Origin of the sequence: Nocardia sp. NPDC004860 (genome assembly GCF_040609015.1) — a bacterium.
Classification (GTDB): Bacteria; Actinomycetota; Actinomycetes; order Mycobacteriales; family Mycobacteriaceae; genus Nocardia.
Map to the genome: position 1 here is coordinate 1 of NZ_JBEXJI010000029.1, position 13,016 is coordinate 13,016.

General features: G+C 69.6%; 13 protein-coding genes. 5 read left to right on the plus strand and 8 right to left on the minus strand.

The genetic code is table 11. The features are described from left to right. The first annotated feature begins 73 nt into the window (after nucleotides 1-73). Entirely contained in the window at nucleotides 74-307 is a 234-nt protein-coding gene (secG, locus tag ABZV44_RS35880; RefSeq protein WP_040858416.1) for a preprotein translocase subunit SecG, read from the plus strand. 111 nt (nucleotides 308-418) lie between these two features. Here the strand turns inward: secG and ABZV44_RS35885 are convergent, their stop codons facing one another. Together ABZV44_RS35885 and ABZV44_RS35890 are read right to left on the minus strand one after the other, a co-directional pair. Next, the gene (locus tag ABZV44_RS35885; protein ID WP_354846543.1) at nucleotides 419-760 is read right to left on the minus strand and encodes a hypothetical protein; all 342 of its coding nucleotides are present in this window, start codon (nucleotides 758-760) and stop codon (nucleotides 419-421) included. Continuing rightward, nucleotides 753-1,040 (minus strand): hypothetical protein, encoded by a 288-nt coding sequence (locus ABZV44_RS35890; RefSeq protein WP_354846545.1) that lies wholly within the window; start codon nucleotides 1,038-1,040, stop codon nucleotides 753-755. Before ABZV44_RS35890 ends, ABZV44_RS35885 begins: the two co-directional genes overlap by 8 nt. A gap of 147 nt (nucleotides 1,041-1,187) precedes the next feature. On the opposite strand from ABZV44_RS35890, the gene ABZV44_RS35895 reads away from it, so the two are divergent. Further along, nucleotides 1,188-1,853: a DUF1361 domain-containing protein gene (locus ABZV44_RS35895; protein WP_354846548.1), complete on the plus strand. Its 666-nt coding sequence runs from the start codon at nucleotides 1,188-1,190 to the stop codon at nucleotides 1,851-1,853. A gap of 19 nt (nucleotides 1,854-1,872) precedes the next feature. Here the strand turns inward: ABZV44_RS35895 and fadD8 are convergent, their stop codons facing one another. The 3 genes from fadD8 to ABZV44_RS35910 are packed head-to-tail and all read right to left on the minus strand — an operon-like array spanning nucleotide 1,873 to nucleotide 5,590. Further along, nucleotides 1,873-3,480, minus strand: a complete 1,608-nt coding sequence (gene fadD8, locus ABZV44_RS35900) for a fatty-acid--CoA ligase FadD8 (protein ID WP_354846551.1) — start codon at nucleotides 3,478-3,480, stop codon at nucleotides 1,873-1,875. 24 nt (nucleotides 3,481-3,504) lie between these two features. Continuing rightward, nucleotides 3,505-4,698 carry a Nonspecific lipid-transfer protein gene (locus tag ABZV44_RS35905; RefSeq protein ID WP_354846553.1) on the minus strand — a complete coding sequence of 398 codons (1,194 nt, stop codon included), beginning with the start codon at nucleotides 4,696-4,698 and terminating at the stop codon, nucleotides 3,505-3,507. 43 nt (nucleotides 4,699-4,741) lie between these two features. Next, nucleotides 4,742-5,590 carry an SDR family NAD(P)-dependent oxidoreductase gene (locus ABZV44_RS35910; RefSeq protein ID WP_354846556.1) on the minus strand — a complete coding sequence of 283 codons (849 nt, stop codon included), beginning with the start codon at nucleotides 5,588-5,590 and terminating at the stop codon, nucleotides 4,742-4,744. 53 nt (nucleotides 5,591-5,643) lie between these two features. On the opposite strand from ABZV44_RS35910, the gene ABZV44_RS35915 reads away from it, so the two are divergent. Together ABZV44_RS35915 and ABZV44_RS35920 are read left to right on the plus strand one after the other, a co-directional pair. Continuing rightward, nucleotides 5,644-6,615: an alpha/beta hydrolase gene (locus ABZV44_RS35915; protein ID WP_354846559.1), complete on the plus strand. Its 972-nt coding sequence runs from the start codon at nucleotides 5,644-5,646 to the stop codon at nucleotides 6,613-6,615. A 131-nt stretch (nucleotides 6,616-6,746) separates the two neighbouring features. Further along, on the plus strand, nucleotides 6,747-8,144 hold the full coding sequence (locus ABZV44_RS35920) for an amidase (RefSeq protein ID WP_354846562.1): 1,398 nt from the start codon (nucleotides 6,747-6,749) through the stop codon (nucleotides 8,142-8,144). A 4-nt stretch (nucleotides 8,145-8,148) separates the two neighbouring features. Here the strand turns inward: ABZV44_RS35920 and ABZV44_RS35925 are convergent, their stop codons facing one another. Further along, entirely contained in the window at nucleotides 8,149-9,312 is a 1,164-nt protein-coding gene (locus ABZV44_RS35925) for a lactate 2-monooxygenase (protein WP_354846564.1), read from the minus strand. A gap of 105 nt (nucleotides 9,313-9,417) precedes the next feature. Between ABZV44_RS35925 and ABZV44_RS35930 the strand changes: the two genes are divergently transcribed. After that, nucleotides 9,418-10,467: an Lrp/AsnC family transcriptional regulator gene (locus ABZV44_RS35930; protein ID WP_354846567.1), complete on the plus strand. Its 1,050-nt coding sequence runs from the start codon at nucleotides 9,418-9,420 to the stop codon at nucleotides 10,465-10,467. A 59-nt stretch (nucleotides 10,468-10,526) separates the two neighbouring features. Here ABZV44_RS35930 and ABZV44_RS35935 read toward each other — a convergent pair whose 3' ends face one another. Both ABZV44_RS35935 and ABZV44_RS35940 read right to left on the minus strand, forming a co-directional pair. Next, nucleotides 10,527-11,321 (minus strand): hypothetical protein, encoded by a 795-nt coding sequence (locus ABZV44_RS35935; protein ID WP_354846570.1) that lies wholly within the window; start codon nucleotides 11,319-11,321, stop codon nucleotides 10,527-10,529. 213 nt (nucleotides 11,322-11,534) lie between these two features. Next, the gene (locus ABZV44_RS35940) at nucleotides 11,535-12,971 is read right to left on the minus strand and encodes an FAD-binding oxidoreductase (RefSeq protein WP_354846573.1); all 1,437 of its coding nucleotides are present in this window, start codon (nucleotides 12,969-12,971) and stop codon (nucleotides 11,535-11,537) included. Between the last annotated feature and the right edge of the window lie 45 nt (nucleotides 12,972-13,016).

Genomic DNA, 13,016 nt, shown 5'->3' on the forward strand with positions numbered 1-13,016 from the left:
CACGTCCGAGGAACGTGCCCCTCACCAGGGGGTTGGGTAAAAGCACCCCTGACGACCGCCTATACTCCCTGAAATGCGGATGTTCCTGGATATCCTCCTCGTTATCACCAGTGTGCTGCTGGTGCTGCTGGTGCTGCTGCACCGGGCCAAGGGCGGAGGTCTGTCCAGCCTCTTCGGTGGTGGTGTGCAGTCGAGCTTGTCGGGGTCCACTGTTGTCGAGAAGAACCTCGATCGCATCACGATCTTCCTGGGGTTGATCTGGCTGATCTCCATTCTCGGCATCGGCCTCGAAATCAAGTTCTCCTAGCCCCAAGCTCCTGAAATCGCCCGGGCACCACATCGGTGCCCGGGCGATTCGTCGTGCGCGGCAGGGTTCGTCGTGCGCGGCAGGGTCACCGCGGATGACTGCGCGGCAGGGTCACCGCGGATGACGTTGCACGGGTGACAGATTTGCGAGGGCGGCGCTGAGGGCCCGGCGGGCGTCGGCGCGGCTGATGGGGGTGTCGTCGTCGAGGGCGGCCAGTTCGATGGTGAGGAAGTCGCGGATCAGGTCGGACATGCTCACCCCGCGATGGTCGGCCTCGGCGCGGATGCGCTGATCCATGGCGTAGGGGAGCCGGACCGTGCGCAGCACCGTGACGGGGGTGTCGGGGCCGGGGAGGTCGGGTTCGGGGGCGTCCTCGTCGAAGGTGAGGCTGTCGAGGAAGTCGCGGGCTTCGTCGGCCGTGTGCGGGTAGCCCTTGTCCGGATAGTCAGTCATGGTCCGCCTCCCATTGTTCGAACTGGGCGAGAAGCCTTCCGGTCACCGGCCGGACGCCGACGACCTGCTGGTCCCACTGCGACAGCGGACGCACCACCACCGCCAGCGGCTGCCCCGCGCCGGTGCGGCCGATGATCATGAGAGCGGGCAGCCCGCCCGTTCCGCGCACCGGTCGCGGCCAGCGCCGGCCCGGGCCGGTCAGGACCCGCATGATCTCCTCGGGTGCGATGCCGAGCCGGGCCGCGACGTCGAGGGCCCACTCGGGAATCTCATATCCCACGGCCGCATAATACGATCGTAAAACAGCTGGTCGCCACCTGTCGACCAGCCTGTCGCGGACAGCGCGGGCGGGTCGGTGGCAGGAGTGTTGCCAAAGGGTGTTGCCAACTCGCATGACGCGCCGTGCCGAGATCGGCATCATGAACGAATGGACCCGGTGAAGACGGTCGCGCCGAGCCTTGCGGGGGTGCTGGACCGGAATCTGTTCTGGATGGTGTGGAACACCGTATTGGCCTGGATCCCGGTGGCTTTGGCGCTACTGGTGTTCCGCGGCGCGCGCGATGACGAACGGCGACTACCGATTTCGCCGGTGTGGTGGGGCGGATCGGCGCTGTTGCTGCTGTTCCTGCCCAATGCGCCCTATGTGGTGACCGATCTGGTGCACCTGCGCGACGACATCCGCGCGGCCGGCAACGGCCCGGTGGTGACGACGATCCTGCCGGTCTACGGCGCGTTCATCGCCTCCGGTTTCGTCGCCTACTACCTGGTGCTGGCCGAGCTGGGCCGCTTCCTGGAGGCACGTGGACTGGGCGCGCTGCGCACCCCGGTGACGCTCGCGATCCATTTGCTGTGCGCGGTAGGCGTTTTCCTGGGCCGCTGGGTGCGATTGAACAGCTGGGAGCCGGTGGTGCAGCCGCGTGGCACCTTCGATCGCATGATGCTGGCGCTGAGCTGGAACTGGGCGCCGGTGCTGATAGCGGCCATGTTCGTGGCAACGGCCCTGGGGCACTTCGTGACCCGGGCCGTGGTGGAGGCGGGCATCGACAGCGCCCGCCGGGGCGCCCGGCTGATCCGAACCCGGAAGTTCGCCTAGCCGAGCGCCTTCGGGGAAATCAGGCGATGCCCAGGCGCTCCTGAGCCAGCACGCGGATCGCCTTCTTGTCCGGCTTGCCGAGCCCGGTCAGCGGCAGCTCCTCGATCACCACCACGTGCTTGGGCACCTGCACCGAACCCTTGCGCTGCTTGACCGCGGCCTGGATCTCGGCGGTGACCACCTCGATCGCGGCCGGATCGGCCGCGGTGGCGGGGTCGAGGACCAGCACGGCGGTCACGGCCTCGCCCCAATGCGCGTCCGGCACACCGACCACCGCGACGGTGACCACCTTCGGGTGCTCGGAGACAACGTCTTCCACCTCGCGCGGGAACACATTGAACCCGCCGGTGACGACCATGTCCTTGGAACGCCCGACGATGAACAGGAATCCGTCCTCGTCCTGGCGGGCCAGATCGCCGGTGCGCAGCCAGCCGTTCTTGAACGTATCGGCCGTGACCTCCGGCAGATTCAGGTAGCCGGCGGCGAGCAGCGGCCCGGAGACACAGATCTCGCCGACCTCACCCTGCGGAACCGGTTTGTCCTCGCCGTCCAGCAGCGCCACCCGGACCGCGACCGAGGGCCGCCCGCACGAGGTGAGCCGCTCCTTGTCGTGCTCGTCCTTGCCCAGGTAGCTGATCGCCATCGGCGCCTCGGACTGCCCGAAGTACTGGGCGAAGATCGGCCCGAAGCGATCGATGGCCTCCTGCAACCGATTCGGGTCGATGGCCGAGGCCCCGTAGTACACCGTCTCCAGCGAGGACAGGTCGCGGGTCTGGGAATCCGGGTGATCGAGCAGCGCGTACAGCATGGACGGCACCAGCATGGTCGCCGAGATCTTGTGCTCCTCGATGGCGCGCAGCACTTCTCCGGCATCGAAACGCGGCAGCACCACGCACTGCCCGCCCAGCAGCACGACCGGCAGGAAGAACGCCGCGCCCGCGTGCGAGAGCGGCGTGCAGATCAGGAACTTGGGGCGCTTGGGCCACTCCCACTCCGAGAGCTGGATCTGCGTCATGGTGTTCATGGTCAGCGCGGTGCCGATCACGCCCTTGGGCTTGCCGGTGGTGCCGCCGGTGTAGCTGATGGAGATGACGTCGGAGGGCAGCAGCTCCACCGCCTCCACCGGATGCGGCGCGTACTTGTCGGCGGTCGCCAGCAGATCCACGCCGACGTCGGCGAGCAGTTCGGGCACCGGGCCCAGCACCAGGATCTTGGTCAGCGTCGGCACCATGTCGACCAGCTCCCGGGCGCGCTGCACGAACGCGGGCACCGGATCCAGGATGAGCGTCGAAATGCCCGCGTCGGCGAGCACATACGCGTGATCGTCGAGGCCGCCGATGGGGTGCAGGGCGGTGCGCCGCGAGCCCACGATCTGGCCCGCGCCGATGGTGAACAGCACCTCGGGCCGGTTCAGCGCGAGCACGCCGACCGGAGTGCCGGTGGTGACGCCGTGCTCGGCGAAGGCGTCGATGTAGCGGCTCATGCCGTCGAGCACCTCACCGCCGGTGAGGACGTGGTCGCCGAGGGTGAGCACCGGGCGGTTGCGGTGCCGCTTCAGCCCGGCCACCAGGGCGTGGCCGTTGTGCACCGGCAGCCGCAGCAGGGTGTCGGGATCGAGTGTGGTCATGGGATTCTCAACTCCGTCCGATGGTCACGCCGTGTGGGCCGCGTACAGGGTGACGACCACCGCGCCGCCCAGGCCCAGATTGTGCGCCAGCGCGGTGCGCGCGCCCGCGACCTGCCGCTCGCCCGCGAGTCCACGCAGCTGCCAGCTCAATTCGGTGCACTGGGCCAGGCCGGTCGCGCCGAGCGGGTGGCCCTTGGAGATCAGGCCGCCCGACGGGTTGACCACCCAGGTGCCGCCGTAGGTGGTGGCGCCGGACTCGATCAGCGCGCCCGACTCGCCTTCCCCGCACAGTCCCAGCGCCTCGTAGGTGATGAGCTCGTTGATGGAGAAGCAGTCGTGCAGCTCGATCACGTCGACGTCGGCGACGCCGATTCCGGCGCGGGAGAACACCTTCGAGGCCGCGGCCCGGGTCATGGGCGCGCCCACCACGTCGATCATGGAACCGGTGGAGAAGGCGGTGCCGTCGTCGGTGGCCAGCTCCTGGGCCAGGATCTCGATGGCCTGACCCTCGAGACCGTTGGCCTTGACGAACTCCTCGCTCACCACGACCGCGGCAGCCGCGCCGTCGGACATGGGCGAGCACTGCGAGCGGGTCAGCGGGCCGTGCACCGGCTTGTCGCCGAGGACCTGCTCGAGGGTGTAGGCATCCTGGAACTGCGCCAGCGGGTTCCGGGTCGAGTGCTCGTGGTTCTTGACCGCGACCGCCGCCAGCTGCTCGGGCGTGGTGCCGTAGCGCTTCATGTGCTCGAGGGCGGCATTGCCGAAGAACTGGGTGGTGATCGGCGCGGCGGAGAACTCGAAGTGCTCCCTGTTCACCTTCAGGTGCGCGTCGACGGTGGTGACCTTGGGCTTGGTGGCCGGGCCGGCCATGGCCTCCTTGGTCATCTGCTCGAAGCCGACGGCCAGGGCCACATCGGTGATGCCGGCGGCCACCCACTCGCGGGCGAACATGAGCGCGGTGGAACCGGTGGCGCAGTTGTTGTTCACATTGACGATCGGGATGCCGGTCAGGCCGATGTCGTAGAGGGCGCGCTGGCCGGCGGCCGAGGGCTGGAAGACGTAGCCGACCGCGGCGCGCTGCACCTGGTCGTAGGTGACGCCCGCGTCCTTCAGCGCGCCGTTCACGGCCTCGGCGACCATCTCCGGGTAGGTCCACTCGCGGGAACCGATCTTGACGAACGGCGTCATGTTCACGCCGACGACGAAAACGCGTCGCATAGGATTGTCCACTCCTGTTCTTCGGGAACGTAATTCGTGATGTCTAGTCGGCGCGCGGGACGCGGCCGTCGAGGTCGGTGAAGCCGTAGGCCTCGGCCAGGTCGGCGACCTTCCAGGCTTTTCCGGTGCGCGCCAGGCGATCCGGATCCGCGGCCAGCGCGACCACGGCGCGGCCGGCGAAGTGCGGGGTCTCGGCCTGGTCGAGATCGAAGGTGCCCTCGCCGGGCAGGGTGACCAGGCGGCGGCCCTGGGCATCGGCCGGAACCAGTTGCAGCAGTTCGGTGTTCACGATGCCCGGCCAGATCGAGACCGCGGTCGCGCCGGTGCCGTCGAGGTCGTGCGCCATGTCGGCGGTGAGCCGGTCCACGGCGGCCTTGCCGACGCCGTAGACCGCGTTGTGCATCTGGCGGATCGCGCCGGGGGAGGACACGCTCACGATCAGGCCCTGCGACTCGATGAGCAGCGGCGCGGCGAAAACGCTTGCCACGTAATGGGATCGGACGCCGATATCGAAGCCCTCGTCCCACGCCCTGGGCGGCACCTCCCAGAACTTGCGGCCGATCCAGCGCGCCGACGCGGGGGAGTTGTAGACATTGTTGACCAGCACGTCGAGCCGGCCCTGCTCGTCGCGCACCTGCGCGAACAGTTTCTCCACGGCCGCGTCGTCACGGTGGTCGCAGACCACCGGCACCCCGATCCCGCCCAGGGCGTCGATCTCGGCGGCGGTCCCGGCCACGGTGCCCGGCAGGTGCCCGGCCGTGACGGTGCGCCCGGTGACGTACACGGTCGCCCCGGCCGCGCCCAGCTCCAGGGCGATGCCCTTGCCGATGCCGCGGCTCGCGCCGGTCACCACCGCGACCTTTCCGGCGAGAATCTTGGGTATTTCGCTCACGACCTCTGGACATTACCTTGAAATAGGAACGTGTTCTAGAAATTGGAGGCGGAGTGGAACTGACGCATCGGACGATCGACACCGGGGAGGTCCGCATGCACGTCGCGGATCAGGGCGAGGGCTTCCCGGTCGTCTTCTGTCACGGGTTTCCGCACACCTGGTTCATGTGGCACCACCAGCTCGATGCCGTCGCCGCGGCCGGCTACCGTGCCCTCGCCCCCGACCTGCGCGGATACGGCCGCACCGAGGCGCCCGCCGACCCGGAGGCGTACACCAACGCCGCCGTCATCGGCGACCTCATGGCCCTGCTCGACGACATCGGCGCGGAGCGGGCGGTCTTCGTCGGCCTCGACTTCGGCGCCCAGCTGGTGTGGGAGCTGAGCCTGCGCGCCCCCGAGCGGGTGGCCGCCGCCATGGTCCTGAACAACCCGTTCGCCCCGCGCCCGCCGCGCGCCCCGTCGGCCTTCTGGACGAACGCGGCCGAACGCCACTTCCTGCACCTGTCCTACTTCCAGACCCCCGGCATCGCCGACGCCGAACTCGCCGCGGACCCGCGCGGTTTCCTGGCCCGGGTCTACTACTCGCTCTCCGGCGACTACCACTACCTCGACACCTGGAAGAACCCGCCCGGCCTCGGTTACCTCGACGTCCTCCCGCAGGCGCCCGCCCTGCCCTGGCCGTGGCTCTCGGAAGTCGAATTCGACACCCTGGTCCAGGATTTCGAGCGCACCGGCTTCACCGGCGGCCTCAACTGGTACCGCAACCTCGACCGCAACTGGGAACTCACCGCCGCCTACGCCGACGCCAAGGTCGAAGTCCCCACCTTCTTCCTCTACGGCCAGAACGACCCCGACATGGAGGGCTTCAGCGGCCGCGACCCCCTGGCCACCCTGCGCGCCAACGTCCCCGACCTCCGCGAGGTCGTCGAGGTCCCGGCCGCGGGCCACCTGGTCCAGCTCGAGCGCCCCGACGCGGTCAACACCTTCCTGACCGATGCCCTGAAGAGCCTCGGCCTCCCGGCGTAACCCGACCGGACCGGTGGCCCGGGACACCAGGCCCGGTCACCGGTCGATTCGAGGATCCTGCTGTTCGTGCGTCCAGTGAGAGGCGTACCGTCGGGCAGATATCGGGTGTTGTCGATCAGGAGGCCCGGTTCATGGCAGTTCGAGTTCACGCTTTCGGCGATGACGCGCTCGGCCAGCATGACGGGGTGGCCATTGCCGCGCTGATCCGCAGCGGTGAGTTGAGTGCGGCCGAGGTCGCGAAGGCGGCCCGGGAGCGGGTGGCCCACGTGGATCCGGTGTTGCACGCGGTTGTGGTGGAGGCGGATCCGCCGCTGATCTCGGGGGACCGGGAGGCGCTGCTGTACGGCGTGCCGGCCTTCGTGAAGGACAACACCGACGTGGCCGGGCTGCCGACCCAGCACGGCAGTGCGGCCTGGCGGGCCCGGCCGGCGAAGGCGCACGGACCCTTCGCGAAACAGTTTCTGGGCACCGGTGTGACCGTGCTCGGGAAGAGCACGCTGCCGGAGTTCGGGTTGAACGCCACCACCGAATTCGTCGATGCCGAACCGACCCCCAATCCGTGGGACACCGAGTTCTCCTCGGGCGCCTCGTCGGGTGGTTCGGCCGCCCTCGTCGCGGCGGGCGCGGTGCCGATCGCCCACGGTAACGACGGTGGCGGTTCCATCCGGATTCCTGCCGCCTGCTGCGGGCTGGTCGGCCTGAAACCGACGCGTGGCCGTCACCTCGACGGCCCGCAGGCTCGTTCCATGCCGATCAACCTGGTCTCCGAGGGCGTGCTCACCCGCACGGTCCGCGATACCGCCACCTATTTCGCGGCGGCCGAACGCTTCTGGCGCAATCCCGCGCTGCCGCCGATCGGGCTCGTCGAGGGGCCCGCCCAGCGGCGGCTGCGTATCGGCCTGCTCAGCGATCCCATCACCGGGGCAACCCTGGACCCGGAGATTCGCACGGTCCTCGAAGAGACCGTCACGCTGCTGGAGGGCCTCGGCCACGAGGTGCGGCCCATCCCTTACCCGGTGGACCGGGGGTTCGCCGAGGATTTCGCCACCTACTGGGCGATGCTGGCCTTCCTGGGCAGCCACACCGGCAAACTGAGCTTCGGCCGGTCCTTCGACCCCGCCCGCCTCGATCCCTTCACCCGTGGCCTGGCCGCCCGCTTCCACGGCTCCGCCCTGCGCTCACCCGCTGTGCTGTACCGGCTTTCGCGCCTCCGCCGCGCCTACGCGGCCTCCTTCCACGACGTCGAACTCGTGGTGTCCCCGGTGCTGGCGAGTCTCACACCCCGCCTGGGCTACCTGAGCCCCGGTGAGCCCTTCGACGAGGTGTTCGGCCGCCTGCTGGACTACGTCACCTACACACCGTTCGCGAACGTGACCGGGGCCCCGGCCCTTTCGCTCCCGATGGGCGCATCCGAGTCCGGTCTCCCCATCGGGATGATGTTCTCCGCCCTCCACGGCGACGAACGCACCCTGCTCGAACTCGCCTACGCCCTGGAATCGGTCCACCCCTTCCGCCGCATCGAGCAGTGACGAGCTAGACCGAGACCGCGCGCAGTGCGTCGGGCGTCAGATCCTTCAGCGCCGGATACCCGTCCACCGCCATGATCAGATCCGCCTCCGCGAGCAGCGTGCGCAGCACGTGCACGATGCCGTCCGCGCCGCCCAGCGACAGCCCGTAGGCGTAGGGGCGGCCGATGCCGACCGCGGACGCGCCCAACGCCAGCGCCTTGATGATGTCCGCGCCCGAGCGCACCCCGGAATCGAACAGCACCGGCAGCCCCTCGGCGGCGGCCACCACCTCGGGCAGCATGTCCAGCGCCGGGAGCCCGCCATTGGCCTGGCGGCCACCGTGATTGGAGCAGTAGATGCCGTCCACGCCCAGATCCCGGGCGCGACGCGCGTCCTCGGGGTGGCAGATGCCCTTCACGATCAGCGGCAGCTCGGTCAGCGACCGCAGCCACGGCAGATCCGCCCAGGTCAGCGGATTGCCGAAGACCTGGATCCAGCGCAGGATGGCCGACTGCGGATCCTGCTCCGGCGACTGCGCCAGGCTCGCCCGGAACACCGGATCGGTGAAATAGTTGGCCAGGCAGTGCCCGCGCAGCTGCGGGAAATTACCGGTGGACAGATCGCGCGGCCGCCAGCCGGTCACCCAGGTGTCGAGGGTGACCACGATGCCCTTGAACCCCGCCCGCTCGGCCCGCTCCACCAGGCTGGCGGCGAGATCCCGGTCGGTGGGCGTGTAGAGCTGGAAAAAGCCGGGGGTGTCACCGAATTCGGCCACCACGTCCTCCATCGGATCCACGCTCAGCGTGGACGCCACCATGGGGACGCCGGTGCGCGCCGCGGCCCGCGCGGTCGCCAGATCACCGTGCCCGTCCTGCGCGCACAGGCCGATCACACCCACCGGCGCCATGAAAACCGGTGCGGGCCAGGTGCTTCCGAACAATTCCATCGACAGGTCACGCTGCTTGGCGCCCACGAACATGCGCGGAATCACGCCCCACCGATCGAAGGCCGCCACATTGGCCCGCTGGGTGCGCTCGTCGCCCGCGCCGCCCGCCACATACGACCACACCGCCGGCGGCAGCGCCGCCTGCGCCCGCTCGGCCAGCTCTGCGAAGCTCACCGGCAGCGCCGGCACCACCCCGCGCAACCCGTCGAAGTAGATCTCGTTCTGAAAATCACCGAATGCCACGACGCACTCTCCAGTTCCGTCTCTGCCGAAAGCGACACTGCGATTGTGCGAGACTGGGCATCAGACACGGGTGAATCGCAGGATACGAGCAGAGGGTGCCGAACCGTGCAGGATGACGTCAGGCTGCTGACCGAGGAGGAGCTCGCGCTCATCCACGCCCTGCAGCTGCGGCCCCGCGCGTCGTGGACCGACCTGGGGCGAGTGCTCGGCGTGGACCCGGTGACCGTGGCCCGCCGCTGGCAACGGCTCAGTGACCGCGGCGAGGCGTGGATCAGCGTCTCACCCGGCCCGGCGGTGTTCGATCTGCTGTGCGCCGCCTTCGTCGACATCGATTGCGCCGCAGGGCAGACCGATGCGGTGGTCGCCACGCTGGCCGCGCATCCGCACATGCTCACCCTGGAACGCGCGGGCGGCAGCAATCGCATTCTCGCCACCGTGGCCACCGGCGATTTCGGGCAGATGTCGCGCTACACCCTCGACGTGCTGCCGGCCGTCCCGCACATCGCGGCCGTGCGCACCCGCATCGTGACCCACTGGTTCGCCGAGGGCGGCAGCTGGCGCATCGACGCCCTCGCCCCCGGCCAGCGCGACCAGCTGCGCACCACGCCCGCTCCGGCCGGGGCCGACCGCGGCCGCCGCGTCACCCCGCTGGACCGGGCCCTCATCGGCGCATTGGCCCGCGACGGCCGCGCCGCGCACAGCGTCCTCGCCGCCGCCCTCGGCACCAGCGCCTCCACCGTCAAACGCCGCATCGACGAGCTCACCCGGCTCGGACTGCTCAGCTTCCGCTGCGATTTCGCGCGCCCGCTGGGCGGCTGGCCGGTCGCGGTCACCTTCTGGGCGACCGCGCCCACCGCCGCGCTGCCCGAGATCGGCTACGGGCTCATCCGCCTCCCGCAGACCCGCAACTGCGCCGCCGTCAGCGGCACCCACAATCTGGTGCTGCAGGCCGGACTGCACGCGGTCGCCGAGGTCACCCGCTTCGAAAACCAGATCGCCACACTGCATCCCGAGCTCGTCGTGACCGAACGCACCATCACCCTGCGGCACGAGAAACTGCTCGGCCGCATCCTCGACCGCCACGGCCGCTCCCGTATCGCGGTGCCGCCGGATATCTGGCGGGAAACTGCACCGGCACAGGGTGATTCGCACTGAAAGCTGACAATCTGTCACCGGCGCACGGCAATTCGACGCCAACTCTCGGCTGAGGCGTCTCAGAAGTTCGCGTTGAGGTATTCCGCCGCATGCGTCGTCCACAGCATGCCCGTGCCCGGCATATTGTGCCCGGAATACAGCACGTGCTGCCCGTCCGGCCACGGCGTCAGATATCCGATCAGCCCACGCACCGCCGCCTCGTACCGATTCAGGTTCGCCACCGGATTCTGCATCAGGAACTCCAGCAGCTCATGGAAGATCACCGGCGTCAGATTCCCGATCCGTGCCCCCTCGACCAGCGAGAACGGCGAAATCGCGGTATCGATGGCCCGCAGCGGCGAATCGGCGGGGGAGGCGGTGATGATGTCGCCGGGATTCGCGTACTCCCGCACATCCATCCCCAGCGGCCACGCCCCCCGCTGCCCGTGCAGCCCGTACGTCGTTGCCGGGCACAGATTCCCGACCGACTGCCCCGCCCGCCGCATCGGATTGGCGATATTCACCACGAACGCGATCTCCAGCGGCGACCCGTCGACATTGGTGTAGATGCCCGCTCGCACTCCCTGCAGAATCGTGCTCGCGACGATCCCGCCCAGCGAATAACTCATCAGCCCACACACATTCGGCGAATCCTGCAATGCCTTGACTCCCGCCGCCACCCCCAGCCGCACCGAGGAATCCAGCGACGGCCCCCACGTATCCGGATCCGGCCCGATCGAAGCCGGCCAATCCGGCTCGAAACACCGGAACTTCCCCGTATCCAGCAGCTTGGCGACATCGTGCAGCATGCCCGCCGGCGTCCCATCGCTGTTCCGCTGCTCCCCGGTACCCCGCAACGTGATGATGTCGATCATGGCATTCCCTCCACGCACGCCGAACCCTTCGACGCCTGTGCCCGACGCTAGGCCGATCCGGGCCCGAGCTCGCGAGTAGTGAACTACCCGATTCCGAGCCCGGACGGCGGCCGGCACGCGGCTCGAGCCGGTGCCCCGGACCGGACCTGCCGCACCCCGCGTGGTCTGTCGACCGGTGGCAGGTCCCGCCGGACACCGGCTCGCCGCCGGAGGTCAATACCGGGGTGCGGTCCAGCGGGCGGCCGGGGCGAACACGCCGGAGGGGTCGTAGCGGCGGTGCGCCTCGACCAGGCGATCGCGCTGTGCGGTGGTCCAGGCGGTCATGGTCTCCGCACTGGGCCGGCCGTGCGGATCCGGGGCGAAGTTCGGTGTGGCCGCGTTCAGACTCCAGGTGGAGAGCGCAGCGATCACAGTGTCCAGCGCCGCCGGGACCAGCGCTGCGATCGGTGGCGCCAGCACACCGACTGTGAGGAGGTTGAAGGCGGCCTGCCGGCCCGCGACCGTGGTCGGGGCGAGCGACTCTCGCGCGAGCGCGCCGCCGAGGGCGCGAATCTCGGCCATGGTGATGGGCAGGCCGCCCGCCGGGCCGGCAGCTTCGAGCAGCGCGTCGATGGCGGCGTCGGGCAGTTCGCGCAGCAGGGTCGCGCGATCGGCTGCCGGCATCGGGTCGACCGGGTCATTGTGGATGGAAGCCAGTGCCGCGTAGGGCATTTCGGCGACGGTGTCCAGCAACGGCGCCGCCACCGGCCGCAGCGGCGCCAGCAGCGCGGCGCCCTCGGCCAGGTCGCCGACATGGGCGTAGCGCAGGTGCAACACCGTGGCTCCGCGCAGCGGCTCCGGAATCTCCGGCAGCGGAGGCAGATTGAGGATCGCCACCGAACTGGTCACGGTCTCCGGCACGGTTGCCATCCAATTCCGCCAGGCCCGCAGCACCTGCGCCGCGTCCTCGATCCGGTAGGTCAGGCCGCCCGCGTACAGGGTGCGGATCGGGAACAGCCGGAAGGTCATCTGTGTGACGATCCCGAATGCCGCGCCGCCGCCGAGCAGCGCCCGGAACAGCTCGGGTTCGGTATCGGGGGAGACCCGGCGCAGGGTGGCGTCCGCGGTCACCACCTCCATGCCGATGACGTGGTCGGCGGCGAAACCGTAGGTGCGGGCGATCGGGCCCAGACCGCCGCCCAGGGTGTAGCCCACCACGCCGACACTCGTGGACGACCCCGCGAGCGCGGCGAGGCCGAACGGGGCGGCCGCGTCCAGGACACGCTGCCAGCGCACGCCTGCGCCGACGGTCGCGGTGCGCTGATCCCGATCGATCGACACCGCGTCCAGCAATGCGGTGTCGATGAGGATGCTCTCCGGCGGCGTAGGAGCGGCCCCGTGACCGGTGGCCTGCACCGCGACCGCGTAGCCGGTCGCGTTCGCGATGCTCACCGCGGCCGCGACGTCGGCGGCGCTGCTGGCCACCACGACGGCCGCGGCCCGATGCTCGGTCGCGACATTGAATCCGGTCGCCGACAACCGGTAGCCGTCCTGGCCGGGCGTGTGGACTTCACCGGCGACCGCCGCTCGCAGGCGTTCGGCGAGCACGGCACTCGGCATCGGCCGCCGCCCGGTGGCGGTCGGCGCGGGCGGATCGAAGACGCTGGACATGGGGCTCCTGAAAGTCGATGGTGCTGATCGATTTCCAGGAGACCG